This window comes from Hylemonella sp. P2_B10 (assembly GCF_056404875.1).
The window spans coordinates 581,473-607,332 of sequence record NZ_JBFUDE010000004.1; the positions used below are offsets into that span (position 1 = coordinate 581,473).

A 25,860-nucleotide genomic window follows, 5' to 3' on the forward strand; every position below is an offset into this window, starting at 1 on the left:
CAGCGAGTAGGCAATTTGCCAATGATGACACAAACTTGGCGTGACAAAGCCCGTGCCGCCCAGCCCTGGCTGGGCAGGGGACTGGCTGCCTATATCTGTCTGCTGCACCTCGCGCTCTTGATCCTGGTGTTGAAGACGAATTTCTTGACCCTGGCCGGAAAAACCCTGGGGATTATTCCGCCCGAGGAATGGAACGACAGCCTGTTTCTGCGCATGCTGGATGCGGCAAAACACGACAAGCAAAGTTCACCGGGTGCTGTGGTGTTGATTGGAGACAGCCTGGTTGCCAGTTTGGGGGAGGTGCACTCGCAAACATCCACAGTCAATCTGGCCATAGGCGGCGACACGGTTCGGACCCTCAAGCGCCGACTGCCCACGCTGCGCGCCGTTGATGCGGCCAGGGTGGTGGTGGTGGGCGTAGGCGTCAATGACCTGAAATACAGGCGGACAACCGAAATTGCACATGAGCATGCGGGCCTGCTGGCAGAACTGCCAGCAGGCATACCCGTCATCAGCCTGGCCGTGTTGCCGGTCGATGAACAAGGCACGGCGGCAAGGCAGCGCAATTACCTTCGCAACGACTTCATACGGGAATTGAACGGCAAATTGCGGCTATCCTGCAATGCCAGATCCAACTGCCGCTACCTGGATGTCGAGCCTGCCTTTTTCACCGAGGACGGCAAGACCAGACGGGACTTCTACGCCCAGGATGGCTGGCACTTGTCAAAAAAGGGGGCGCAAGCCGTGAGCGAGTTGATTTTTAAAACCGTTGGGCCGTCATGAAGGCCAGCGTGGACCACAACAGCCAACAGAAACTACTGGGAATCGAATTCGGACGAGGCATAGCTGCCACCATGGTGGTGCTCTACCACGCCAGCCGCCACATGGGCATCAATGGCCGGCACACGGTGTTTGAGAGCATCTTTCAATTCGGCCATACGGGTGTGGATTTTTTCTTTGTGCTCTCGGGCTTCATCATCTACTTCGTTCATTCGAAAGACTTTGACACCCCACAGAGCCTGGCAAGGTATGGCGAACGCCGCTTCACCCGCATCTTTCCGCTGTACTGGATAGTCACCCTGACCGTGCTCCTGTTGCAGATTGCCAACCGCGGGGAGAGCCCTGGCTGGCAATCCCTGGCCACCTCGGCCACCTTGCTACCCACCGGCAACCCCTTGGTGGTTGGCGTTGCATGGACGCTGCAGCATGAACTGCTCTTTTACCTGCTGTTTGCCACGCTGCTGGTGAGCCGGCGGATCGGCATGTTCGTCCTGGCCCTCTGGCTGGCCTTGATATTGGCCAATTGGCAGTTCGAGTTTTCCCGCCGGGGCGGCCCACTGGGTTACAAGATTTGCCATGTCTTCAATCTGCAGTTTTTCATGGGCATGGCTGCTGCCTGGCTGACGTTGACCGTCAAGCCCAAGGGCATGCCCTATCTGCTCGCAGGCGCCGGACTGTTCCTGTTCTTCGGCACGCTTGAAGACATGTCCATGCTGGACGAATACGGCTCGGATGCGCGCATCTTCTTCGGTGTGAGCTCCTTTTTACTGGTCTGCGGACTGGCCAACACGAAGGGGCTCGACAAGCACAAGGACGGCCTGTTGCGCACGCTGGGCAGTGCATCCTATGCCATCTACCTGACGCACCTGGCCTTCATTGGCATCGGCTACAAAGTCTGGGAGGCAACAGGCCTGCTGCGAGTCTTCCCCGCGTGGGCCACATTCCTGGTCTTGGTGGCTGCCGGCATTGGCGGGGGGGTGCTGGTGTCCCGTTTCGTGGAGTACCCAGCCATGCGCTGGGTGCAGCGGCACTGGCCGGGCAGGCTCCGATCTTGACGGCGAGCTATCGGCCAGGCGCCGATGCGGCGGGGATGGACCGGTTGACGATGGGCAATTCAATGTCCATCTTGCCTGCCCGCGGCGCCACCGGACCTAGATTACGGTACACCACCAGTTCCGTCTCGTGCGCCTTATAGTTCGCCGGCGTGGCAATCGTGGTCACGCGTTCAAATTGCCCAGAGGCCAGAACCCTCTCGAAGCGCTGCATCGCCGCCAGGTCATTCCAGAACCCTGGCTGCACGACAACGTAACGCGCCCCCAGGCGATTGAGCAAACCGGCAATTTCGTCTTCCTGCAATGCTCTCTGCTCAACGCCAAGTTCGCGCCGCACAGCCACCCGCAACAGCAGCTTGTCAGCCCGTATCACGGTCAAATCAGGTCTGTCCAACTGGGCCCGCATGTTGAAGATGAAAGAACCATCCCGGTAACCCGAGAACACCACTGCGCTGTCTTTGGGGGCCACCTGGGCGATGTAGCGCGCCGCCTGGGCATACCCTGCCACAAAGTGCACCGGGCGCCAAAAGATTGTCTGTGCACACACCGCCAGGGCCAAAACCATGCCAGCAAAGATACCCGCCCGGCCAGGCATCCGCGCGAACAGCAGGTAGGCGGCAAACACCAGCGGCACCAGCATGAAAACGCTGTGGCGTGCCTCTTTCAAATCGATCGCGGAAAAGAAAAGGTAACCCGCGACCAGCCAGGACAGCCAGAACACGGCGTCTCCCCGGCTCACGCCGCCCCAGGTCCGTCGCGCCAATGCCAGGGCAAACGCGGCCAGCGCGGCCAGCGTCAGCGGCCAGCCTAGCTGGTCGGGCACGCGCCGCGCGTACCACAGCCACCCACTGAGGGAGCGCCGCGACACCTCGGCGTCCGCGATGCCCGTCACCGACTGCACGTTGGCCTGGCCGAATTTCAGTGTCAGCAGCACCAAGGGCACCAGCGCCACCACCGCCAGCGCGGCGGCCATCCATGTCGTCTTACGGCGAAAGACCTGGGGATCGCCAAGCACCAGTGTGAACACCATGGCAGGGGCCATGAAACCGGCGCTGATTTTGGTGTACATGGCGGCCACCAGCAACAGCGCCGCTGCATACAAATGCAGCGGCCGGCCTGTCCGACGAAACAAGGTGAAGAAAACCGCGCTCCAGATCAGCGGCGCAAACGCCGGCACTTCCAACATGACCTGCCGACCCCAAAAACTGATCTCGGGCGACAACGCCAAGGCGGCTGCGGCACAACATGCCAAGCCTGGACTCAACCAGAACCGGAAGAGCTTGTAGGCACCCAGCGCGAACGCCACATACAGCACCCAGACAGCCAATAAGGCAGTTTCGTGCGAGACACCAAACAGCAGGTAGAACGGCGCACTGAACAGGTAAAACAGCGGCGGGTAGAACAGGATGGTGAGCGCGGGATATTGCGCGTAGTAGCCATAAGCGAATCCGGCAGGGTCACCGAACGGCATGGCGCGCAACAGGTCAGCCACAAAAACGCCGTTGAGCGCGTGCCGCGGCGAATCGCTCCAGTCGAACGCCCCGCCATGCGGCGCACCGATGAACAGCAGCGCCACCAGAACGACCAACGTAAGCGACAGAACCGCGTCAAGCCGCTGCGGGGAGAGGATCTTCATGGTCTGGGTACGAACGGTTTAGGCCTCGGCAGTATAGGCCTGGAGAGCAGCCGACAAGGTATCGCGAACCCCGTTGACGCTTTACACGGCTCGCGTGCGACGCTTATGATCGGCCGCCGTCCTATCATTGGCGGCAACCGCTGGCGAAGACTCAGCCACAGACAACTCAGCCAAGCCATATGCACAACACGCCTGAAGCACCGCAAACCGAATCGGGTAAGCCCTGGCCGCTGGTGGTCGACCTGGACGGTACGCTGACCCCCACGGACACGCTGGTCGAGTCGGTGATCCGTCTGGTCCGCCAGTCTCCGCTCAACCTGTTGCGTCTGCCCATATGGTTGTTTCAAGGACGCGCTGCCTTCAAGGAGCAAGTGGCCCGCCATGCCAAGCTGGCGACCGACATCCTGCCCTATCGCGAGCCATTGCTGGCCTATCTGCGCGCCGAGAAGGACAAGGGGCGGCGGATTGTGCTGGCTACGGCCGCGCACCATTCCATCGCGCAGGGGGTTGCCCGTCATCTGGGCCTGTTCGACACCGTGCTGGCGACCGACGCGCAGCACAATTTGAAGGGCCGCAACAAGCTGGCTGCCATCCAGAGCGAGGTAGGTCCCGACTTTGTCTACGCCGGAGACGCCAAGGCGGATCTTCCCATCTGGGAGAAGGCACGCGGTGCCGTTCTGGTGGGCGCCTCCCGTTCGGTGAGCGCCAGCGCCCGCCAATTGACCACCATTGAGCAGGAATTCCCGCGCGAACCTGCGGGTCTGCGGGTCTGGGCCAAGACCTTACGGGTTCACCAATGGCTGAAAAATGTGCTGCTGTTCGTTCCCCTGCTGACCGCCTTCCACTTCACCGACCCCGGAAAACTCGCGATCGCGGCGCTGGCCTTCGCCGCATTCTCCCTGGCAGCATCAGCCACCTACATCGTCAACGACCTGTGGGACCTGGAAAGCGACCGGGTGCACCAGCGCAAACGGGCACGCCCCTTTGCCAGCGCGAAGATTCCGATCTTTAATGGTTTGGTGGCGGCCGCGGTGCTGTTGGCGGTCGGCCTGGCTCTGGCCGCCACTCTGTCCCCGGCGTTCCTGCTGATGCTCATCCTCTACGTCTGCCTGACCAGCGCCTACAGCTGGGTACTCAAGGAGTATGTGCTTATTGACGTCATCATGCTGTCATTGCTCTACACGTTGCGCATTCTGGCTGGCGCTGTGGCCATTGATGTGCCGACCAGTTCCTGGCTGTTGGCGTTTTCAGTCTTCATGTTTCTCAGCCTCGCGTTGGTCAAACGCTGCTCTGAATTGGTCGCCTTGGACCAGATCGGGCAGCCGGCACCCCGTGGCAGAGACTACCGGGTAACCGATCTGGTCGTCCTGTGGCCACTGGGCATGGCGTCGGCCATGTCAGCGGTGGTGGTGTTTGGCCTGTTCATCAGCACGCCGGACACGCAGGCGCGCTATGCCACGCCCAATTTGCTGTGGATTGTGGCCCTGGGTTTGATCTATTGGCTGGCGCGGTTATGGGTGAAGACCGCACGCCAGGAAATGCACGACGACCCTGTGGTGTATGCCATCCGGGACAGAGGCAGTAGGGTAACGGTCATTGCCATGGGTCTGACACTGCTGGCCAGCCACTTCTTCACCATTCCCATCCTGAAGTGAGGCACGCTGGGATAAAGGCCACAGTGGCGCAGGCATGTATTATCAAGCCCACGAGAAAGCTCTCGCCGGCCTGAGCGGCGCTTGCAGCCAACACCCATCACACAAGGGGCCACAGAGTGTCACTGGCAAATTTTGTCTTGATTTTGATCGCCGTGCTGTTGAATACGGCTTCCCAACTGCTGCTCAAGGCCGGAACCAACGCCCTGGGGTCACTTGCCGTGACCGACGGCAACTACATCGGCATGGCCTGGCGCATTGGCACGGAGTTCTACATCATCGCCGGCCTGGCCTCCTGCGTTTTGAGTGTCCTTGTGTGGATTTTCACGCTGTCAAGGGTACCGGTCAGCCTGGCTTACCCCATGCTCTCCATTGGTTACGTGGTGGGGGCCTTTGCCGCATGGCACTTTTTCGGTGAGACCATCACTCCCCTGCGGATCGCGGGCATTGCCGTGATCATCGGTGGCGTGGCCATGGTCGCCCACAGCTGACATGAGCGGGCCAGATGCAGGCTCTGGCGCCATGACGAATAACGGTTCTTCGCGTCCCCGTTCGTCGATGTCCTCGAGCGAGCCCCGAAGTGGCTTCACCGCCTGGGCCAGCCTGGCCTACACGCTGCTCATCCTGTACGGCAGCCTCTTTCCCTTCACACACTGGACCGAGCCCAGCAAACCGCTGTTCACCTACCTGGTGACCCGGCCTTCCTACGACCGCGCGGACCTGGTGCAAAACGTGCTGGTGTACATGCCCTTGGGCGTGTTGATGACGGTTTGGCTGAACACACGCATGCGGTTCGTGCTGGCCGTCCTCTATGCCACCGTGGTGGGCACATTGCTGAGTTTCGCCGTGGAAAGCATCCAGCAGTACCTGCCGGACCGCGTGCCCTCCTTGTCGGACCTGGTGCTGAATTGCCTGGGCACCTTGTTTGGCGGTGTGCTGGCGATCTTCTTCAGCCGCGACACCCTGACCGGCACCAAGCTGGCAACTTACCGCGATCTGCTGTTCGTGGAAGGCAGGATGGCCAACATTGCCATTGGCATCCTGGGCCTGTGGACGCTGGCGCAGACCACGCCCCTGGTGCCCTCGCTGGACCCGGCCCATATCCGCCATGGGTTTGCCCTGCTCAAACAGGCCTACCTGCACCCGGAATCGTTTGACCTGGCCAAATTTGCCACCTATGCCTTGTACATCCTGGGCTTGGGCTTGCTGACGGTCAACACCGTGAAACCGGGCCGCTCCGCTGTCACCTGGTTTGCCGGACTGGTGATGTTTGTTTTGTTCTGCAAGATTCTGGTGGTGGGCCGGCAACTGGCTGCCGAGGCGCTGCTGGGCGCATTGACTGCCATTGCACTGCTGCTGGCCTTACGTCGCCTGCCGCACGGCTGGCGCGCATTCACGGGGTTTTGTGTGGTGGCCGCGGGGTTTGCGGTGTTCGAGTTGGCTCCGGCGGCTGGCGCGGGGCCCACAACCCCGGCCTATGCCTTCAACTGGATACCGTTTGCCGGGCAAATGCAGTCACTCTCCGGGCTGGAGAACATCCTGGAGCTGCTTTGGCCATTCATGGCCATGGCCTGTTTCTGCCGCGCCAACGTGCCATCCCACCGGCGCGCCGTGGCCTGCTTTTTCGGCAGTCTGGCCATGTTCGCCTACCTGTTTGGCCTGGAGTGGTGGCAGCAATACCTGCCCGGCCGGTATGGAGACGTCACGCAGGTAGCCTTGGGTTTTGCGGGTTGGCTGCTGCCCTGGTGGGTGGGCAGAGGCGGGCAACGCAGCCGCAGCCGCACGGCGCAGCGGGCTTAAACCAACCAGCAAAGGAAACAGGCAAAGCCATGGACTTGTACCAACGCGGATTGCGTCTATTGGCCATGACTGCCGTGCTGGGCATGGTGGGCTGCCAGAAAGCGCCCCCCGTACTGTCCACAGCCATCCCCTGGGCCCTGGCGGGCCAATGGATGGTGGTGGACCTGCATAGCCACACCAAGTATTCCGATGGCAGCCTGACAGTGCCGGAACTGGTGAAGCTGGCCCGAAGTTCTGGTTGCGACGGCCTGGCCATCACCGACCACAGTGACCGCGACCGCCAAGCTGCCACGCCCGATTATTTCAACGACATTGATCGGGCTCGCGATCTGTATCCCGATATGGTGTTGCTGGCGGGCCTGGAGTGGAACATGCCACCCTACGGCGGACGGGAACACGTGGGCGTTTTGCTGGACCGGTCATTGGAGCGCAAGCTGCTGCCAGAGTTCAAAGCCCAGTTTGACAGCCGCAAGGGCGATAGCGCAAAACCCGCCCTGGAATGGCTGGCCAAAAACCTGGGCAGCCACCCTGCGGTGCTTTGGTACAACCACCCCAGCCGCAAGGATACTGACCTGCAGGAAAACCAGCGCGACATGTCCGCATGGCGCAAGACCAATGCCTTGGTGGCTGGTTTTGAGGGCGGACCCGGCCACCAGCTCAACCGCATGCCAGGCTCCTATGGCGCCAATCCCCAAGGCATAGTGAGCCGTTGGGACTATGCAGTAGCCCATGTGGGCGGTCCCTGGGACAGCCTGCTGGCCAAGGGCGACAGCGTGTGGGGAGCGCTGGCCAATTCGGACTACCACGAACCCCAGAACGACGCCGCACCCTGTGCCTTCGCCAGAACCCATGTGTTGGTCCCCCGCAAGAGCGCCGACGGCTTGTTGCAAGCGCTGCGCGCCGGTGCGTTTTGGGCTGACCACGGCTTGCTGCTCGACGGGCTGTCATTCCAGATCAATGCGCCCGAGCTGGTCTCGCCCGCCATGGCCGGAGAGACTTTGGCCGCCGCGCAAAATACCCCACTGGACATCAGCGTGACTTTGCGCCGCGGGCCAGGTGCCACACAGGCCCCGCTGGTGGTCGAACTCATAGGCAACGGCAAGACCGGTAGAGCCGAGCTGATCGATCAGGCAACCCTGCCGAAAGACCAGGATAGCCACCGATTCAAACTCGCCGGATGGCACAAGGGAGACGATGGCGAGAGTGCCTACTTTCGCGTCCGCGTGCGCAAACCAGACAGCGGCGGCAACGAACTGCAGGCTTACACCAACCCGATTCGGTTACGTTTACCGAACTAGCCTGAACTTGCCCGGCCCACGCTGAAATACCTGGTGCACGGCAGCTGGTGCAGTGCCGGACAACTCAGGGATGTTCCATGGCAAGTTCTGGCTCAGTCGCAAGCTGCGGCAAGCTTGCTTCACGCCTGAGTTGGCGCATCGCCAACCAGGCCAAGGGGTTGCAATTCATTTGCGCGCGATAGTCATCCGGGCAGCGTTGAGCCCAGTCGAGTATCAACGCGTGGGCAGTCGGCAACAAGGTTTCCGGCCGCTGGCGCCGGAAGGTTAGGTGATCCCGGATGGCACGCTTCTCGATCTCCCCACGCGCCTGCCGGACCATGCGCTTGAAATGCGCCTTGACGTCGCGCCACCGCCACCAGTGCTTGTGCTCGGTCTGCCAGGTGACGTCGGTGTGGACCAGGATGCGGCCCTCATCCCACAGATTGATGGCCGGATCCAAATCGTAGCTCAGCACGGCGCCCATCAACGAATCCGTGCGGTACAGCCCACGGGGTATGGCAAATCCGCATGCGCGCATGCGCGCCAGGAAACTGCCTTTCATGCCACACAGATTACCGTGGAAACCTCCATCCTCGGCAAACTCCTTGCGCAAGGCCGCGGCGGAACGGCCCATGCTGGGAAGCCCCGTGCCGCCCTGCACCGTGTCGTCACGCATCATGGCGGTCCCCAGCAATTCGATGGCGTCCGCATTCGGCCGGGCATAGCCATCGACAAAAAAGGCCACGTCCTCTCCGGACCAGATGCGCTGCACATACTGACTCCATGCGTTGGCTTTGTCGCCCAGCGGGATGGACCAGATGCGCAGTGCGGCCTTCTCAAAGGCAGTTGGCCGGCTACCCAGGTAAGCCGTCAACTCGGCAACAAGCTGCGGGTTGCCATTGACCAGCACGTCGATACGGGCGCGACTGCCCGCAGCCAGCGCAGTGGCCTCCAGGGTCGCACAGATGGTGGAAAGAGACTCACGGTTGGCAAAAACGGCAATGCCCCACTCTCTGGTGCTGGTGCTCATGTAGAGGCACCGCCGAACAAACCTGCATAGCGCCGCACCATGGTGTCCAGGCCAAAGCCGGTCAATGCTCTTTCGCGTCCCTGGTGTCCCATGGCCAGGGCGTCGCCGGGGTGGGCAAAGCAATGCCAGACGGCTTGCGCCATGGCTGCCTCGTCCCCACTGGGTACCAGGTAACCCGTCTTGCCCTCTTGCACCAGATCCGGCGTACCGCCGACGGCGGTGGCCACAATCGGCAGCCCGCAAGCCATGGCCTCTTGCAACGTGCAAGAGGTGCCCTCTGCGGTGGAAGGCAGCACAAAGCAATCCAATGTGCGCATGATGTGCGCAACATCATTGCGCGCACCCGCCAGCCAGGCCAGATGCCGCAGACCGGCACTGGACAATACCGCCTCGACTTCCGCGCGCAATGGGCCATCGCCCACAAACACCACGCGCAGCCGCTCAGCAGCCTCTGGGTGGTCGCGCACCAGCCGTACAAAGGCCCGCGCCAGCAGCGGCTGGTTCTTCACCGTCTGCAAGCGCCCCACGGTGCCCACCAGCCAATGCTGGCGCGGCTGGAAAGGACAATCCACCGGCACGTCAGGTAAATCGGTTGAGGGCGAGAACAGGTTGGTGTCCACGCCATTGGCGATCAGGGAGCGCCGCTGCGACGGCACGCCGATGGCATGGCCGAGATAATCGTCCAGATCCTTCGAAACCGCCACATAGTGACTGACAAACGGTTTGTACAGCTTGCGTATGCGGCGGTAGCGCGGGTTGCTGCCGTTGAGGTCGTGCGCATCCCAACCATGCTCGGCATGCACGCGCACAGGCACGCCGGCCAACCAGGCCACCGGCACGATTTCCAGGGCAGCCAGGTTGCAGGTATGCAGTACGTCAGGTTTGAGTTCACGCAGCAGCCTGAAAATCCGCGGATACAGGCCGATGGCGTGGCCGGGTGGCTTGTTCAACGCGATGAATTGCACGTCCTGGCGCGCGACACGGTTCTTGAAGTCGCTGATGGTGGTCAGCGACAGCACCACATGCTCAAACTCGTCGGCCGGCAATTGGTTGATCAATTGCACGATCACGTTTTCCAGCCCGCCGATGGCGAAGCTGTAAACCACGTGAACGATGCGCCTGCGACGCACCGCACCGCTCATGCGGCCTGCTCGACCGGCTCCGCCGTCACCGGGGCGGTTGCGGAAGCGGGCGCCCCGGCGCGGCGCAGGAAGGCGTCAAACATCAGCAGCATCCACAACGGTGCCGAGTGGTCGCGCTGACCGCTCAGGTGCTGGTCCACCATGCTGCGCAGCGCGCCGGCGTCGAAATAGCCCGAAGCCTGCAATTCGCCGCCCAGCAACGACTGCTGCATGCGCTGGCGCAAGGGGCCGCGCAGCCAGCGCGCCATGGGCACCGAAAAGCCCATCTTGGGGCGATACAGCACGTCGTCGGACAAGCTGGGCTCAAACGCCTTCTTGAACAGCCACTTGCCTTCCTGGCCCTGGATCTTCAGCTTGCTGGGCAGGGTGGCCAGCCACTCGATCAACTGATGGTCCATCAGCGGCTCGCGCACCTCCAGCGAATGCGCCATGCTGGCGCGGTCCACCTTGGTGTTGATGTCGGCCACCAGCCAGGTCTTGTAGTCCAGGTACTGGATCAGCGCCAGCGGGTCGTCGGTGCCGGCGTTGGCGGCGTGCTCGTTGAACACCTCCTGCGCGCTGTAGCCAGCCAGGGTGCGCTTGAACTGCGCTGAATACAGGCGCGCGCGCTCGTCGGCACGCAGCACCGACATGCTGTGCATGTAGGCCTGGGCGGAGTCGAAGGCCAGCGCCTGGAAGGTGGTCTTGGCGCGGAACATGCGTGGCGCCCAGTCGGCCTTGGGGTAGATGCGCCCCAAGGCGCCGAACAGCGGCCGGCGCAACGCCATGGGCAGCGCCGAGCGCGCCTGCTCTTCCATCAGGTGCAGGCGGTAGCGGCGGTAGCCACCGAAGCTTTCGTCGCCGCCATCACCCGACAAGGCCACGGTGACATGCTTGCGCGCCAACTGGCACACGCGGTAGGTGGGGATGGCCGAGCTGTCGGCATAGGGCTCGTCGTACAGCCAGGCCAGCGTGTCGATGAGGTCAAAGTCGTCGCTGTTGACGATTTCCAGGTGGTGGTCGGTCTTGTAGCGCTCGGCCACCTGCTGGGCAAAGGCCGATTCGTTGAACTTCGGGTCGTCAAAGCCGATGGAGCAGGTGCGCACAGGCTTGTCGGACAGGCCGGCCATGGTGGCCACCACGGCGCTGGAATCCACGCCGCCGGACAGGAAGGCGCCCAGCGGCACGTCGGCGCGCATGCGCAGCCGCACCGATTCGTCCAGCCGCGTGCGCAGCTCGGCGACGGCGTCGGCCGCGCTGATGGGGTTGTCGAGCGTGAAGCGCACATCCCAATACGGCTTGGGGTCGGGCAGCCGGGCGTCGCCATGGCGCAGCAGCAGCGTGTGGGCGGCGGGCAGTTTGTGGGCGTTGCTGTAGATGCAGCGCGAATCGGGCACATAGCCGAGCGCGAAATAGTCCTCCACCGCCAACGGGTCGATGGTGCGCACGAAGGCCGGGTGGGCGGTGATGACCTTCAGCTCGGAGCCGAAGATGAACGTGCCATCGGGCAGCAGCGCGTAATGCATGGGCTTGACACCCATGCGGTCGCGCGCCATGAACATGACCTGTTTGTTGCGGTCCCACAGCGCGAAGGCGAACATGCCGCGCAGGTGGTCTACGCACTTCTCACCCCAGGTTTCCCAGGCGTGCACGATGACCTCGGTGTCGCTGCGGGTGCGGAAGCTGTGGCCCAGCGCCTGCAACTCCAGCGTCAGTTCCTTGTAGTTGTAGATCTCACCATTGAAGACGATGGCCACCGTATGGTCTTCGTTGAACTGCGGCTGCTGGCCGGTGGCCAGGTCGATGACGGACAGGCGGCGATGGCCGAAAGCCAGGCCAGGCTCCAGGTAGACGTCGTGCTCATCGGGTCCACGGTGCGCCTGCAGGTTGTTGATGCGCGCGATCAGGTCCGTGGGGTAGTCACGCTTGGCCCGTGTATCGAAAAGTCCGGCAATGCCACACATGGTTCAGTCCAGTCCGTTGTTTTCGCCAAGCTGTTCGCGCCACGCCCTAGCGTTGCGCCCGGGTACGCTGCAGCAGTGACTCTATGTCAGCCGCATTGGCCTGCATGAAAGCTTCCAGGGCTTTGTCACCCTCGCCGGCGCCACCCTTGGGCGCGTACACGATGATGACCGCAGAATCGTCCCCGCGCCCCGCCAGACGGTACAAGGCGCTGAAGAGTTTGGCACGCCAGTCGCTCGCCGTCAACGTGCCGTTGACCCAATAGATTTGCCACACCGTCAGCCGCTCCTCTTGCGCGCGCCCCAATTGCAGCAGGCCTCGCAATTCGGCAGCGCGCAGGATGACGCTTTGGCCATTCAGCGTCAAGGTCTTGCCACCACCGGCCACCTGTGCCCATTGCGTGTCCTTGGTGGTGACCAATACGTTTTCAGAGCTGACCAGCTTGCGGTCATAGCCTTGCCGGCGGTAGTAGCCCAGGTACAACCCCACGGCACGGTCGCCCTGCCGGTAACTGGTGTTGAACTGCGCGGAGGGATTCTGAAAAGCCGGTGTCCAATCCGCCGCAGGCTGTGGCGAAACCATCCAGCCCCCGGCCAGCCGCTCTGGCGCAGCCAACTGCGGCGCTGCCGCGCTGTCGGCGCTGGCGATGGCCAAGCCAGCCACCCTTGGCGCCGCCACCAGCAACGCTGCCAGCACGCCAACGGCCAGCATGTGCACTGGCTTGAAAGAGTGCGTCCGCACCGCTTCGGCGGCCGCACCGGTCAACGGCGTCACCGGGGGTGCGTCGGGCTCACTCCAGCGTGCGCCCACCATGAACATCAGCAAAATCACAATGCCGAAGAACAGCCAGCCGTAGATCAGGTGATCCACGCCGGTGGCCAGCTTGTTGCTCGACAGATGACCGAGCATGACGATCATGTAGGCGCGCAACCAGTTGGCCAAAATGGGCACGGCGATGGACACCAGTACGAAGATCACCCTGCGCTTGGTGGAGCGGTAATTCAGGTAAGCAAACAGGGCGCCCACCGTCAACGAAGCCAACAGGTAGCGTATGCCGCTGCAGGCTTCCACCACCGACCAATTGCCCGAGGGGATGATGAACTGCAAGCCTTCGCGGTACACCGGTACGCCGCTGAAGCGCAAAGCCAGGACGGTGAAATCGGCCGTCCAGACCATCAACTGCGGCATGAAGAATTCGCCAAAGGGCACCGCAAAAAACATGAAGACCAGCGGAAAGACGACGGCGCTGGTGACCGACAGCCCCAGCAGGGCCGGCACCAACAGCACCAACATGCTGACCAGGGCCAGTTGGGTCAGCGCATTCATGGCAACCAGGTCACCCAGCAGCCAGGCCAGCCCGGCACCGGCCAGCAGCAACAGGCCCCAGACACTGGGTTGAGGCAAGCGTTGCGCCAGGTCGGCACGGCGACGCCAGACCAGCCACAGCACGATGGGGGGCACGATGAACCCATGGGTGAAGGTTTCCGAGCGCATCCAAATGTGCACGATCGCAGCGCCGGTGTCCCAATACACCACCAGCACCCAGACCAGCAGTGCCAGCAGCAGCGGCAAGGCCAACCGCCAAGCCTTCGCAGGCGCGGGGACGGAATCAGACAAGCTCATAGGGTCAGGGTTCATGCACCAGCGGCCGTTGGGCCATCCGTCGCGTTCAGGAAAGCGTCCAGGCGCGCCAGGTGCGCCGACCAGCTGTAACTGCCCAGCACCCGCTGGCGGCCAGCCTGGCCCACAGCGCCGGCGCGCCGCGGGTCGCGCAGCAGGGCATTCACCAGCGCCACGTAGTCATCGACACCATCTGCAGCCAACAGTTCCTCACCGGCAGCGGCGTCTATCGCCTCCACACAGGAGCGCGCTGCCACCACCGGCCGCGCCATGGCCATGGCCTCGAGGATCTTGTTCTGGATGCCACGCGCCACCCGCAATGGTGCCACCACCACAGCGGCGTGTTGCAGGTAGGGCCGCACGTCGGGCACAGTGCCGGTCACCACCACGCCAGGACCCGCGAGCGCCTGCACCGCCGGCGGCGGGCTGCGGCCCACGATGTAGAAGCACAGTTGCGGCCAATCGCGCTGGAGCGCAGGCAGCATATCCTGCACGAACCAGGTGACGGCGTCGATGTTGGGCCAGTAGTCCATGGCACCGGTGAACACGACGGCTTGATGACCAGCATCCATTGGAAAAGGCGATGCCCGGCCCGCGTCCGGGGCAAAAAACTCGGCATCCACCCCATTGCTGACCGTATCCAGGGTGGCGGCACATTCCGGCGCCATACCGGCAAACAATGCCACCTCGTTGTCGGTGACGAAAAAGGAGCGTCGCGCCCGCTGGGCCAGCGCCCGCTCATAAGCCAGCAGGCGCCGCCCTTCGCGCCGGTACAGCCAGGACAGCGGCCAACGGTGGTTGGGCGCGTATTCGGTCCATTTGGCGGAGTCCACATCGACAAAATCCACCAACAGCGTGGCCCGCGTACCCTTGGGCACATACTGACCCATGGCTGAGGAGAACACCACCACCGCGTCAATGCTGTGCTGGCGCAACACTTCGGCCACCCAGGCGCTCAGGCCAGCGTCGCGGTAAAAGCGCAGCGTCAGCGCCTCACCGGTGAGCAGACCGGCCAGGCTGCGCAATTTGCCGAACAGGGGATTGATGCGGGCCACATGCAGGTCGGCGCAATAGCCGCGCACGGTCTCCACATACGCCTCATCCGCGGGGTCGTCGATGACCGTGCCCAGGAATACCCGGTGACTGGCTGCCAGATGCTTGAGCAAGTGGTAGGAGCGCACCTTGTCACCCTTGTTGGGCGGGTAGGGCAGCCGGTGCACCAGATAAAGCAGGTTGCCCATACAGCCGTCAGCCCAGGTTGCGCACGATGAACGGGCCCAGGAAGTTGGCCAGCGCGATGGGCATGCGCCGCCAGGTCTTGATCATCAACTGGTACTTGGGGTTGTTGGGGTTGTTCTGCGGAATGCCGTCACGCTTGTACAGGCAGTATTCGTAGTGCAGTGGTGCCGGCTCGAAGCCCCAGTTCTTCTTGAACGCGAAAGAACCCGTGCCCTGCTTGCTGCGCCCGTAGTCGAACACCTTCAAGCCACGGGCGCAGGCACGGCGCATCAGCTCCCAATACTTGAAGTCGTTGGCGGCCAGGTCGCGCGCCGCCTCGTCGTCGCCAGCATAGTAGGGCAGCACCTCGTCACGGAAGTAGAAGCTCAACACGCTGCTCAGCAGGCGGCCATCGGCGGTGGTGACGGTCAGCACCTCGCAGTCGGGACCGAACTCGGTCATCAAAGCCTTGAAATACTTCTTCGGCATGGCCGGCGTGCCGTGGCGGTGCACATTGTCGGCATAGAGCGCGAAGAACCGATCCACATCGGTGTCGATGTGGCTGACCAGGTTGTTCTTGATGCCCTTGCGCACGCTGGCCCGCGACTTGCGCGGGATGGCCAGCATATTGGCCTCCTCGTCGGCAAAGATTTCCCGGCGAAAGGTCACGTACAGATCCTGCAGGGGCCAGTCGTCATGCTGGCGCGTCACATTGCGCAACTCCAGGTGGTCCACGCCCAACTGTTTCGCAATGGCCTGCGCCTCTTGCTCCAGCGCCCGCGCCACCTCCGGTCGGCCAGTCGCCACGCCGCCATAGACTGCGAAGGGCAGACCGATCAGCGAGTTGCCAAACAACATGCTTTTCACATGGCCCAGCGGCAGCACGCCCTGTATGGCGCCGTCTTCCTCCGCATACAGGAAGTAGGTGTCATGGCCGAACACCTGCTCGACGATGCGCTGCCAGCCGGCGCGGTGGAAGAAACTGGCCTGCGGGCTGGCCAGCACGAAGCTGTCCCACTGCGCCGCAACAGCCTTCTCCCGCGGCAAAAGTCGCTTGATCGTCAACATGGCGGGGCGCCTCAGGCCGCGGCGGGCGCGGCGGCGGGCGGTTTCAGAAAGATCTGGTCCATGCGACCCCACTTGAAGTCGCCGATCAGTTGCTGCAGGCGGCCCTCCATGCGGCCGATGTTGACGTAGTGCCGAAAGCGCGTCTTGGCGTTGATGCCGGCCACACGCGGCTGGTCGACATCGATCTCCCAGGGATGGAAATAGAAGATGGCTGATTGCTGGTCGCTGCCATTGACGCGGTTGAGCAGCCAGCGCGACAACACATAGGGGAACAGGCGGAAATAGCCGCCGCCGCTGGAGGGCAGGTTGCGGCCGAACAGGCGCACCGTGGTGACCGGCACTTCCATCAGGGTGTCGCGCACCTGGTGGGCAAAACGCGGCGCGTCGGGCATGCCGTAGTGGTCGTGCTTGATGGGGTAGATGCTGGAGCTGTAGGTGTAGCCCTCGCGCGCCAAGCAGTCAAAAGCCCACAGGTTGCCGGTACCGATCGAAAAACTGGGTGCGCGATAGCCCTTGACCTCGACGCCAGACAAGTCTTCGAGCAGGATTTTGGACAGCCGGATATCGGCCAGGAAAGCCTCTTCGGACAGGTCACTGGCACGTTCATGGCCATAGCCGTGGCTGGCCAGTTCATGGCCCTCCTTGACGATGCGCCGCACCAGTTGGGGATAGCGCTCGGCGATCCACCCCAGCGTGAAGAAGGTGGCCTTGACGTCCTTGGCCGCCAGCATGTCCAGGATGCGGTTGACATTGCGCTCCACGCGGCACTCCCGGGAATTCCACTCCATGCGAGAGATGTAGGGCGCAAACGCCGAGACCTGGAAGTAATCTTCCACGTCGATGGTCAATGCGTTGGTATGCTGCTTGTCCGTCACACAAGGCCTCTTGTGGTGGTCAGTTGGTGGGGTTGATGTCGTCGCTGGGCCGCCTGGCTGACGTCACCAGCTTGTGCAGGATGGCCAGGATTTCCAGGTTCCGGCGCTCCAACCGCAGCAGACTGCGCTCCAGGCGCTGGAGCCGATCACCGTACTGCTCAGCACCCAGACGTTCTATTTTCTGCGAAATCCCATCCAGCATGCCCAAATCAAGGTCCAAACTGGATAAATCCAGACTATCACCGCCATTGAGTTGAACCGAACGCGAACCGCCAGCAGACCCATGCGCGCCGTCTGCACTCAGCGGCGCCGCCGCTGAAGGCCCAAACCCGGACACCCCCGCCTCTTCGCGGATTTCGCTGATGACCTCGTTGGCATCGTCGGCGGAAAAACTGCTCTTCTCGCCCAGGAAGCCCAGCAGCAGCAACCGGTCGCACACCGTGTTGATGCGCCGCGGAATGCCGCCGCTGGCGGAAAAAATGGCATCGCAGGCTTCGGGCTCGAAGGTGGGCCGCCCGCGCGCGCCGGCGCATTTCAGCCGGTGCTCGATGTAGCCACGCGTCTCCTCCCGGTCCAACGGGCCAATGTGGCAGGTGGCGGTCACGCGCTGGCGCAGCTGCTGCATGTTGGGGCTTTGCAGGATCTCGCGGAATTCCGGCTGTCCGACCAGGAATGTTTGCAACAACGCCTGCTTGCCGAACTGGAAGTTGGACAGCATGCGCAACTCTTCGACCGCGCGAGGCGTCAGGTTCTGCGCCTCGTCCACAATCAGCAGGCAGCGCTTGCCCTGCGTGGTCTGTGTCACCAGGAAAGCCTCCAGCGACATCAGCAACACAGACTTGGAGGCCTCTTTGACCGACACGCCAAAAGCCGCTCCCACCATGCGCAGGGTGTCCTCGGCATCCAGTTGAGTGCTCACCAGGTTGGCCGCCACCACCTTGTTGGGGTCCAGGCTGTCGAGCAGGCCGCGCACGATGGTGGTCTTGCCCGCCCCCACTTCGCCGGTGATGACGATGAAGCCCTCGTTGCGCTGCACGCCATACTCCAGGTAGGCCTTGGCCCGCCTGTGCTGCTTGCTGGCGAAGTAGAAACTGGGGTCGGGGTTGAGCTGGAAGGGCTTGCTCGTCAACCCATAAAAGGCTTCGTACATGGGCGTTAGAACTGAAGGTTCAAACTGCCCGTCAAGGCAGATTCCGAATAGGGCGACGTGCCACCGTCCGACATCACCCTGCGGGCTCCTACGGTCGCGGTGGACTGGCTGCCCAACTTGGTGGTGAAGTTGAGGTTGAGACTGCGCACATTGGTGTCGAACGCGGTGGTGGAGCTGGAAGACTCCGCTTGCGACGCCAGCAGATTGACGGACGACTGGGGCGTCAACCGGTGCGCATAGCTGACTGAAAATCCCCGCTGCTGGACGGTAGCGCCGTTCGCCAGGTCGTCTGTCACCGTGGACAGACTGTCCAGCCGCCGGGTCTGGCTCTGCGTGGCTATGAAAGTCACGGTGTCACGCACGCCCAGGATGGCGAACGACAGGTTTTTGGCACGTTGCAGCGATACAGCCGAGGCAAGAAACCCGCCGGTGGGCTTGCTGTTGGGACTCAAGCCATAGGTCTGCAAAAAGACATTGACCAGTTCGGCTCGCTTGATCGGATCAGGTTCCAGGCTGGCCAGTTGGGCAAAAATCAGGTCGTAGACGGAACCCGCACCGGCGGTGCTCTGATTCGGCGTGGCGGTGACGCCTCGGACGTCTGTATAGTGCCATTGGGTGCGCGGTGTCCGGTGATCGACACTGAGGTTGTGCGACTCGCCAAAGAAGCGGCTTTCCCGGGACAGCGCCAACTTGGTCGTGTTGGAAGGCGTCCAATTCAGGCTCCAACCGCTCAATCCGTGGGTTTCATCCGACAGACTGACAAAGTCGTTGGTCTCGCGACCGCCAATCAAGGACAGGTTGAATTGCGGGCTGAACGCATAGCCGAGCACCGCACGGAAATTGTCGTCGTGGGTGGTGCGCCCGGTGGCATAGGCATAACGCTGGCTGCCCAGGTTCGCGTTCCATATCAGCCGCGAGCCTCCGGTGTCACCGCGCAGGCTCAGCGTGGCTGCGTTGGTGGTGACGTCTGACGTGCTGTTGGACGGGCTGTGGTTGGTGGACCAGTTGTAGCGAGCCTCATAACTGACCGCCCCGCCGAGCCGACCGATGAGGTAGGGCGAGATCTGGGTGTTGAAGGTCTCGGCCAGGTTGGTGTTGGCCGGGCCGTTGTCTGTGCCCTGGGCACCGAAGGCTGAGATCGTCTGTTGCGATATGGAACTGCGAAAATCGACAAAAGCCCAGTTGTCGATGGCACGCAGGTTGCCAAAAGCATTCAATACATTTTGTGTGCTGGACTTGCTCGAAGTTTGCGCGTAGATGATTTCGCGCAGCGTGTAGTCCACAGAAGCCTTCAGGCGCGAGCCATCGGCCGCCAGGTGAAAACCGGGGTTGATCTCCGTGAACTGGTCGGCGCGTGCGTTCGGGCGCAATTCCACGTTGCTGGTGAAGGTCTGCTGGATGGTCAGCCTGGGGACAAAGGAAAACGTCCGTTTGCCGCCCTGCTCGGCGCCTTGCTGCGTGGCGCCGCTGACGGCTCCTGCCCCAGGATCAGCAGACGCCGGCGTTTCTGACTGCTGCGCCCAGGCACACATGACCGGCCCCCCGGTCAAGGCGATGAGCAGGCCATTGGCAATGACGGTACGGCGAAAGCTGGCGTGGACAGCCAATCTCATGATGCGCAGCGGCACAAGGCTTCAGGAAGCGGACGGCGCATCGCCATAGCCATAGCCATAACCATACCCGTAGGCACCACCGCCGAGGGAGGAAGTCCGTGCCTGGTTCAGCACCATCAGCTTGACCGGACAGGAAGCGATGGTCGACAAGGCGGCTTGCACGTCAGACTGCAAGGTGGCGCCAGCCTTCACCACCATCACGATTTGCCCCATGTGGGTGGCCAGCACCCGGGACTCGGTGGTCAGCAGCAGCGGCGGCGAATCGAAAATGATGATGCGGTCGGAATAGCGGCTGGCCATGTTTTCCAGCAGGCGCGTCATGGCGTCGCTGGCCAGCAATTCGGTGGCCCGGTCATGTGGCGTGCCGCTGGGCAACAATGTCAGCTTGTCGATGTTGGTCCGCAGCAGCACCTGCGACAGATCGGTGGACTCATCGCGCACCAGGTCCAGCAGGCCGGGGCTGGGCGGCAACCCCAGCACCCGCAGGATGGAAGGACGGGCAACATCGGCGTCCACCAACATCACGGTATTGTCCAGCTCGGTGGCGATGCTCATGGCCAGATTGATCGCGGTGAAGCTCTTGCCCTCGCCAGGCAGGGAACTGGTCACCATGATCAGGTTGCCATTGGGAATCATCGAGGCACCACGGCCCATGGCGTTGCGTATCAAGGGCCGCTTGATGACGCGGTACTGGTCGGCGATCTGCGAACGCGGCGCATTGGGGCTGACAATGCCGGCCGCGGCAATCGCCTCCAGATCGATCTCAATGCGCTTGGAGATCGGTGCCGCCTTGGCCTCGACGGCGGGAGGCGCCTTAGCTTTGAACGGCTCGCCCTCGCCCGCCTCCTCGGGGACCGGTGCGCCAGGCTGCACCAGCCCGGCACTGTCAGGCATCACCGCGCCGGCCTGCCGGAGTTGTTCCAGCCGCTGGGTTGCTTGCTCAATCAGGCTGCTCATAAACCGCCTATACCACTTTGGTGGACAAGATGTACAAAACCGTGATGCCCATGCCAAACAGCACCATCAGCCCGCTCGTCGCGCCAATAAAACGTCTCAAATCCTTGCGCTCCAGGCGCCGGGTCGAGTCGCCAACCACCAAGGTCACCACACCCAGCAGGGGCAGCCCGACAACACTGTGCAGCGAATGCGCGTCATGAAACACCGCCTTGATTTGGCTGCCCGCAAATGCGAGCCCGCAGCCCATGCCAATGGCGGCCAGCAGCACCAGCGGCAGCAACAGCAACCGATTGGGCGCCACCGGCTGTGGCAGCACGCGCGGCGGGTCGATCAGGCGGAAGTCGGCGATGCTGGAGGTGTTGTCCAGCTCGCCGGATATGTTGGCCGACTCACGGCGGGCCACCAGGTCTTCGTAGTTCTTCTTGTTGATGTTGTAGTCCCGGTTCAGCTGGGCCGCCTCGGCCTCGATCTGCGGCGCCGTCTTCAGCATGGCGCGCGCTTTGGCATAGCGCGACTCGTATTCGGCCACGCGCGCCTTCAGCGAAGCCACCTGGACCTCGGCGGAGGAATACATCTTGGTCAGTTCCTGCATGGCGGGATTGAGGGTGCTGGAGGCTGCCACCGGGTTGGCCTGGGCCGCCTTGCGTAATTCCTGGATTTCCTTGCGCTTGACCTCGTCCAGCTCCTTGAGCTGCTTGCGCGCATTGATCACGTCGGGATGCGCGTCGGTGAAACGCTGCAACAAGCCGTCCAGATTGCGCTTGACGGCCTCGATGCGGGCGTCGATTTCCGGCGTGGGCACGGCGGCCGGCGCGTCGGACATCAGGTTCTTGTTCGCATTGGCGCGCTCATTGTCCAGCTGCCGCTTGGCGGCCTCGCGCGCATTTTCGGCCTCGCGCAACTCCAGTTTCGCCTGATTCAATTGGTTGCCGATATCACCGATGCGGCTGGCCATGTCTTTGCCATCCTGCGTTTGCAGGTCGATGTTGCGCAGCTTGAATTCCTTCAGGCGGTTTTCAGCCTCTTCCAGCTTCGCCACCACCGTCTTGATCTGCTCGTCGATGAATTTTTTGGCGTCGTCCGAGCCCCTGCGCTGGTCGGTCATGCTGGACTCGATGAACAGCGACACCAACGACTGCACCACCCGCTTGGCCTTGTCGGGGTTGGTGTCGGTGTAGGCGATGAAATACAGGTTGTCGCGGCCGGAATTCTTGATCTGTATGCTGCCAGTCAGCTTCTGTATCAGACCTTCCTGCTGCTCCTTGCTGCTGTTGCCCAGGTCCAGGTCGGCCATGCGTATCAGCTTTTCCATGTTGGGTCGTGTGATCAGCATCTTGCTGAGCATCACCACCTGTTGCTCGACATTGGGCTGCACCGCCAAGCCGGACATCAACGGCTTCAGGATGGACTGCGTGTCCACGAAGATACGGGCATTGGCCTCATACCTGTCCGGAATGACAAAGATCGCCAGCGTGCCCACGGCCGCAGTGAGCCAGGCCGCCAGCATACCCAGCCAGCGGTACTTCCACATGCCGCGGGCAATCGAGATGATCTGATTCAGCAACTCAGCCATGCGACGCTAACTCCATGCATTCAGGCACTTGACGCCCCTCACGGACGCAAGGGACCAACGAAGGGGACGATAGGGGCAAATCAGAACCAGCCCTGCGGAATGATGAGCACGTCGCCCGGCTTCATTTCCACATTGGCAGTGATGTCGCCGCGCTTGACCAGGTCCTTGATGCGCACCGAGTAGCGCTTGTCGCCCTCGGAAGCGCGCACGAGGGACGCCGCATTGCCATCCGCGAAGTCGGTCAGCCCGCCAACGGCGATCATCACGTCCAGCAGCGTCATCTTCTGCTTGTAGGGCAAGAACTGGGGTTTGGCGGCCTCACCCACAACGCGAATCTGCTCGCTGTAAGGGCCGACGAAGCTGGTGACAATCACGGTCACCACCGGGTCGCGGACAAACTTGCCCAATGCCTTCTCCACGTCACGGGCCACCTGCAGCGTGGTTTTGCCCTGTACTACCAGCTCCTCCACCAGCGGCGTGGACATCTTGCCGTCCGGCCGCACCGGCACCGACATCGACAGCTCGGGATTGCGCCACACGATGATGTTCAACGCATCGCCTGGGCCAATCACATAGTTGTAATCAGGCGTGGCAGCAGCAGCGGGTGCGGCGGGGTACTGCGTGGCACAACCGGCAACCAGCGCCAACAGCCAACCCAGAACGACCCAGCGAGCAATCATCATGGGTGCGGCATTGGAATTTCTCATCTCTTATCCCTTATATACAAGCAGCTGACGACCATTGGGGCCAATGGCGAATATAACGCATTTGCCTGAGAAACCAGCGGAAAACGCGGCCCGGTCTGCACGCCTCCGCGTGAAGAAATTCACACCGTCTGCACACTGTCGTGTAAATTGGCGGATTCCGGCTGGCATGGCCATGTAGAAAAAGAGAGCACCACCATGAACCTGATTGCAGCCCTTGGCGAGTGGCAAACCCTGCTGGGTGAGGGGCAGGTCCTGCAGGGGGACGCGGTCCAGCGCGCCTATCATGTGGACACCGGCGGCGCAGAGCGCGAAATTCCCGCAGCGTTGCGAATAGTGGACAGTGCCTGCCTGCCTGAAGTCATGCGCATCGCCAGCCGGCATCAGGTGCCGGTCTATCCCATCAGCACCGGCCAGAACTGGGGCTACGGCACCTCGCTGCCGGCGCGGGATGGCTGCGTGATCGTTGATCTCGGCCAGTTGCGCAAGATCCTGCACTTCGACGCCGATCTGGGGGTTGTCACACTGGAGCCCGGCGTGACCCAGGGCATGCTGGCCGACTTCCTGGAGCGCGGCGGCCATCCGTTCCTGGTCCCCGTCACCGGCGCCGGCCCAACCTGCAGCCTGCTCAGCAATGCGCTGGAACGTGGCTACGGCGTCACCCCCCACGTGGACCATTTTGGCGCCGTGACCGACATTGAGGCCGTGCTGCCCGATGGATCGCTGTACCGCTCGGCGCTGAGCGAGGCCGGTGGCGAGGAACTGGCCCGCTTATTTAAATATGGCATAGGCCCGTACTTCACCGGCCTGTTCACCCAGAGCGGCTTTGGCATCGTGACCCGCATGTCCATCGCGCTGTCGCGCCGCCCGGAAAGCGTGAAGGTGTGCTTCTTCGGCCTGGACAGCGACGACTTGCTGGAACCGGCGGTGGAGCGCATACGCGCCATCATCACCAAGCTGCCCGGCACGCTGGGCGCCATCAACTTGATGAACCAGCACCGCGTGTTGAGCATGTCCGCCCCCTACCCCGGCGACCGGCTGGGGCCGGACGGCATGATCCCCAAGGAGGTGCTGGACGAGCTGGGGCGCCAGTACCAGATCAAGCCGTGGACCGGCTTCGCCACGCTGTACGGCACCCGGCGCCTGGTCAATGCCGCGCAACAGGAAATGAAAGCCACGCTGTCCGGCATGGCCAGCCGCATGATGTTCCTGACGCCAGGCCGTGCCCAGACCCTGTCCCAATTGGCCCGGTGGATACCCGGCGCCATGGGTCAGCGCCTGGGCAGCATGACCGGCACCCTGGCCCAGTCCCTGCAATTGGTGGCTGGCCGACCCAACGAGACCGCGCTGCCGCTGGCCTATTGGCGCAACCCCAACGGGCAGCAGGGCGACCTGAAAAACCCCGGCAAGGATGGCTGCGGCCTGACCTGGTACGCCCCGCTGGTGCCGATGCGGCCCAAGGACGTGCGCGCCTATGTCAATATGGTGAAGGAAATCACCCCCCGGCACGGCATCGAGCCGCTGATCACCTTCACCACGCTGAGCGACCGCCTGTTCGACAGCACCGTGCCGCTGGTGTTTGAGCGCCAACGCCCCGAGGCGGTAGCCGCCGCCGCCGCTTGTTATAAAGAGCTGTTCGAGACCGGCCGAGCCAAGGGCTGGTTCCCCTACCGGGTGGGCGTGAACACCATGAAGACGCTGGTCAGCCTGCAAAGCGACTCCAAGACCTTCCAGGACCGGCTGCGCAAGGACCTGGACCCGCACGACATCATGGCGCCTGGGCGTTACCGCTGAGACCCAAGCCTGTCGGACAAATTTACAGCCCCTTGCCGCCCCCATCCCATAAATTCTCGGCATTGAAAATAAATCGTTAAAAATCAACAGCTTACAGACCATCTCCAAACCTGGCACGGTCTCTGCTTATTGTCTTGCGTACGGGGCTAAACCAGTCCTTCTACAGTGTTCCAAACCTCAAGGAGTTCATCATGAAGTTGTTTAAGAAAGTGCTTGCCGGGGTTGCTGTAGCAGCGGCCATGGCCACCTCCGCTCACGCGGCTTTGAATAATGTCGGTGGCGTCATCTGGGATCCGAATTCGGCCAGCGACTTCACTGGCACCAGCGCCAACGTGACCCAAACCATGGCTGGCGACGGCTCGCTGTCCGGCTACGGCTACATCACCCAGCTGAACGGCCAGAACGTGGGCTTTTTCTGCCCCGGTTGCGAACTGACCATCAAGTACTACGGCTTCGCCCCCAACGGCGGCCTGAACTACACCAACGGCACCATTGAAGTCTACGTTGACTACTCGCCCGACACTGCAGCCGGCACCAACCTGACGAGCGCCAACACGCAAGACGGCTCGCTGTGGCTGGTCCTGAGTGGTCACAACCTGGCTGCTTTCGGTGGCTCGTCGCTGTTTGGCGCTTCTGCCCCCGGCAGCCTGACCGGTCAAGGTTATCTGGACGCGACCGGTGGCATGGCCCAAGCCGCTTTCAACACCGGCACCAAGTTCGATGGCGCTGACTTCGGTTTCACGACCGGTTTCTCGGCCTTCCTGAGCTTCCCGGACCAAGCCATCAACGGCACGGTGACCTTCAACGGTGACAGCGTCCAAGTTCCGGAACCCGAGTCGCTGGCTCTGGTCGGTCTGGGTCTGCTGGGTCTGGTCGGCATCCGCCGTCGCAAATCCGCGTAATCAGAACTGTCGGTTCTTTTTACAGACAAAAAGTCCGCTTCGGCGGACTTTTTTTTGGCGATCCCGAAATCACAAG

Annotated in this window: 21 protein-coding genes; 8 read left to right on the plus strand and 13 right to left on the minus strand. The window is 62.4% G+C overall.

All coding sequences use genetic code 11. The features are described 5' to 3' along the window. Positions 1 to 21: 21 nt before the first annotated feature. A complete protein-coding gene (locus AC1DX2_RS20515) occupies positions 22 to 783 on the plus strand; it encodes a GDSL-type esterase/lipase family protein (RefSeq protein ID WP_477198252.1) in 762 nt (253 codons plus the stop codon). Then, entirely contained in the window at positions 780 to 1,835 is a 1,056-nt protein-coding gene (locus AC1DX2_RS20520) for an acyltransferase family protein (protein ID WP_477198253.1), read from the plus strand. Before AC1DX2_RS20515 ends, AC1DX2_RS20520 begins: the two co-directional genes overlap by 4 nt. Positions 1,836 to 1,842: 7 nt before the next feature. Here the strand turns inward: AC1DX2_RS20520 and AC1DX2_RS20525 are convergent, their stop codons facing one another. Further along, positions 1,843 to 3,468 (minus strand): glycosyltransferase family 39 protein, encoded by a 1,626-nt coding sequence (locus tag AC1DX2_RS20525; protein ID WP_477198254.1) that lies wholly within the window; start codon positions 3,466 to 3,468, stop codon positions 1,843 to 1,845. 179 nt (positions 3,469 to 3,647) lie between these two features. Here AC1DX2_RS20525 and AC1DX2_RS20530 point away from each other — a divergent pair, with 179 nt between their 5' ends. From AC1DX2_RS20530 to AC1DX2_RS20545, 4 genes are all read left to right on the plus strand, one after another. Next, positions 3,648 to 5,123, plus strand: coding sequence for a UbiA family prenyltransferase (locus AC1DX2_RS20530; RefSeq protein WP_477198255.1), 1,476 nt, complete (start codon positions 3,648 to 3,650; stop codon positions 5,121 to 5,123). A 137-nt stretch (positions 5,124 to 5,260) separates the two neighbouring features. Next, complete coding sequence (locus AC1DX2_RS20535; protein ID WP_477198256.1) at positions 5,261 to 5,611, plus strand: EamA family transporter; 351 nt, start codon at positions 5,261 to 5,263, stop codon at positions 5,609 to 5,611. A gap of 67 nt (positions 5,612 to 5,678) precedes the next feature. Further along, positions 5,679 to 6,920, plus strand: a complete 1,242-nt coding sequence (locus AC1DX2_RS20540) for a VanZ family protein (RefSeq protein ID WP_477198257.1) — start codon at positions 5,679 to 5,681, stop codon at positions 6,918 to 6,920. A gap of 29 nt (positions 6,921 to 6,949) precedes the next feature. Next, positions 6,950 to 8,218 carry a CehA/McbA family metallohydrolase gene (locus AC1DX2_RS20545; RefSeq protein ID WP_477198258.1) on the plus strand — a complete coding sequence of 423 codons (1,269 nt, stop codon included), beginning with the start codon at positions 6,950 to 6,952 and terminating at the stop codon, positions 8,216 to 8,218. A gap of 64 nt (positions 8,219 to 8,282) precedes the next feature. Here the strand turns inward: AC1DX2_RS20545 and AC1DX2_RS20550 are convergent, their stop codons facing one another. The 12 genes from AC1DX2_RS20550 to AC1DX2_RS20605 form a co-directional block, all read right to left on the minus strand. Continuing rightward, positions 8,283 to 9,227 (minus strand): hypothetical protein, encoded by a 945-nt coding sequence (locus AC1DX2_RS20550; RefSeq protein ID WP_477198259.1) that lies wholly within the window; start codon positions 9,225 to 9,227, stop codon positions 8,283 to 8,285. After that, positions 9,224 to 10,369: a TIGR03088 family PEP-CTERM/XrtA system glycosyltransferase gene (locus AC1DX2_RS20555; protein ID WP_477198260.1), complete on the minus strand. Its 1,146-nt coding sequence runs from the start codon at positions 10,367 to 10,369 to the stop codon at positions 9,224 to 9,226. The genes AC1DX2_RS20550 and AC1DX2_RS20555 overlap by 4 nt, the downstream gene beginning before the upstream one ends. Then, positions 10,366 to 12,312, minus strand: coding sequence for an XrtA/PEP-CTERM system amidotransferase (locus AC1DX2_RS20560; RefSeq protein WP_477198261.1), 1,947 nt, complete (start codon positions 12,310 to 12,312; stop codon positions 10,366 to 10,368). Before AC1DX2_RS20560 ends, AC1DX2_RS20555 begins: the two co-directional genes overlap by 4 nt. Before the next feature lie 46 nt (positions 12,313 to 12,358). Beyond that, a complete protein-coding gene (gene xrtA, locus AC1DX2_RS20565) occupies positions 12,359 to 13,927 on the minus strand; it encodes an exosortase A (RefSeq protein ID WP_477198262.1) in 1,569 nt (522 codons plus the stop codon). 17 nt (positions 13,928 to 13,944) lie between these two features. Next, positions 13,945 to 15,171 (minus strand): TIGR03087 family PEP-CTERM/XrtA system glycosyltransferase, encoded by a 1,227-nt coding sequence (locus AC1DX2_RS20570; protein WP_477198263.1) that lies wholly within the window; start codon positions 15,169 to 15,171, stop codon positions 13,945 to 13,947. Positions 15,172 to 15,178: 7 nt separating this feature from the next. After that, the gene (locus AC1DX2_RS20575; protein ID WP_477198264.1) at positions 15,179 to 16,216 is read right to left on the minus strand and encodes a FemAB family XrtA/PEP-CTERM system-associated protein; all 1,038 of its coding nucleotides are present in this window, start codon (positions 16,214 to 16,216) and stop codon (positions 15,179 to 15,181) included. 11 nt (positions 16,217 to 16,227) lie between these two features. Then, the gene (locus AC1DX2_RS20580) at positions 16,228 to 17,091 is read right to left on the minus strand and encodes an XrtA system polysaccharide deacetylase (RefSeq protein WP_477198265.1); all 864 of its coding nucleotides are present in this window, start codon (positions 17,089 to 17,091) and stop codon (positions 16,228 to 16,230) included. A gap of 19 nt (positions 17,092 to 17,110) precedes the next feature. Beyond that, positions 17,111 to 18,241, minus strand: a complete 1,131-nt coding sequence (locus tag AC1DX2_RS20585; protein ID WP_477198266.1) for an XrtA/PEP-CTERM system-associated ATPase — start codon at positions 18,239 to 18,241, stop codon at positions 17,111 to 17,113. A 5-nt stretch (positions 18,242 to 18,246) separates the two neighbouring features. Beyond that, positions 18,247 to 19,869, minus strand: a complete 1,623-nt coding sequence (locus tag AC1DX2_RS20590; protein ID WP_477198267.1) for a TIGR03016 family PEP-CTERM system-associated outer membrane protein — start codon at positions 19,867 to 19,869, stop codon at positions 18,247 to 18,249. 6 nt (positions 19,870 to 19,875) lie between these two features. Next, a complete protein-coding gene (locus tag AC1DX2_RS20595) occupies positions 19,876 to 20,811 on the minus strand; it encodes an XrtA-associated tyrosine autokinase (protein WP_477198268.1) in 936 nt (311 codons plus the stop codon). 7 nt (positions 20,812 to 20,818) lie between these two features. Beyond that, positions 20,819 to 22,384 carry an XrtA system polysaccharide chain length determinant gene (locus AC1DX2_RS20600; protein WP_477198269.1) on the minus strand — a complete coding sequence of 522 codons (1,566 nt, stop codon included), beginning with the start codon at positions 22,382 to 22,384 and terminating at the stop codon, positions 20,819 to 20,821. Between the two features lie 80 nt (positions 22,385 to 22,464). Then, complete coding sequence (locus tag AC1DX2_RS20605) at positions 22,465 to 23,064, minus strand: XrtA/PEP-CTERM system exopolysaccharide export protein (protein ID WP_477198389.1); 600 nt, start codon at positions 23,062 to 23,064, stop codon at positions 22,465 to 22,467. Between the two features lie 222 nt (positions 23,065 to 23,286). Here AC1DX2_RS20605 and AC1DX2_RS20610 point away from each other — a divergent pair, with 222 nt between their 5' ends. Both AC1DX2_RS20610 and AC1DX2_RS20615 read left to right on the plus strand, forming a co-directional pair. Then, entirely contained in the window at positions 23,287 to 24,882 is a 1,596-nt protein-coding gene (locus AC1DX2_RS20610; protein WP_477198270.1) for an FAD-binding oxidoreductase, read from the plus strand. A 239-nt stretch (positions 24,883 to 25,121) separates the two neighbouring features. Next, positions 25,122 to 25,784 (plus strand): PEP-CTERM sorting domain-containing protein, encoded by a 663-nt coding sequence (locus AC1DX2_RS20615; protein WP_477198271.1) that lies wholly within the window; start codon positions 25,122 to 25,124, stop codon positions 25,782 to 25,784. The last annotated feature ends 76 nt before the right edge of the window (positions 25,785 to 25,860 follow it).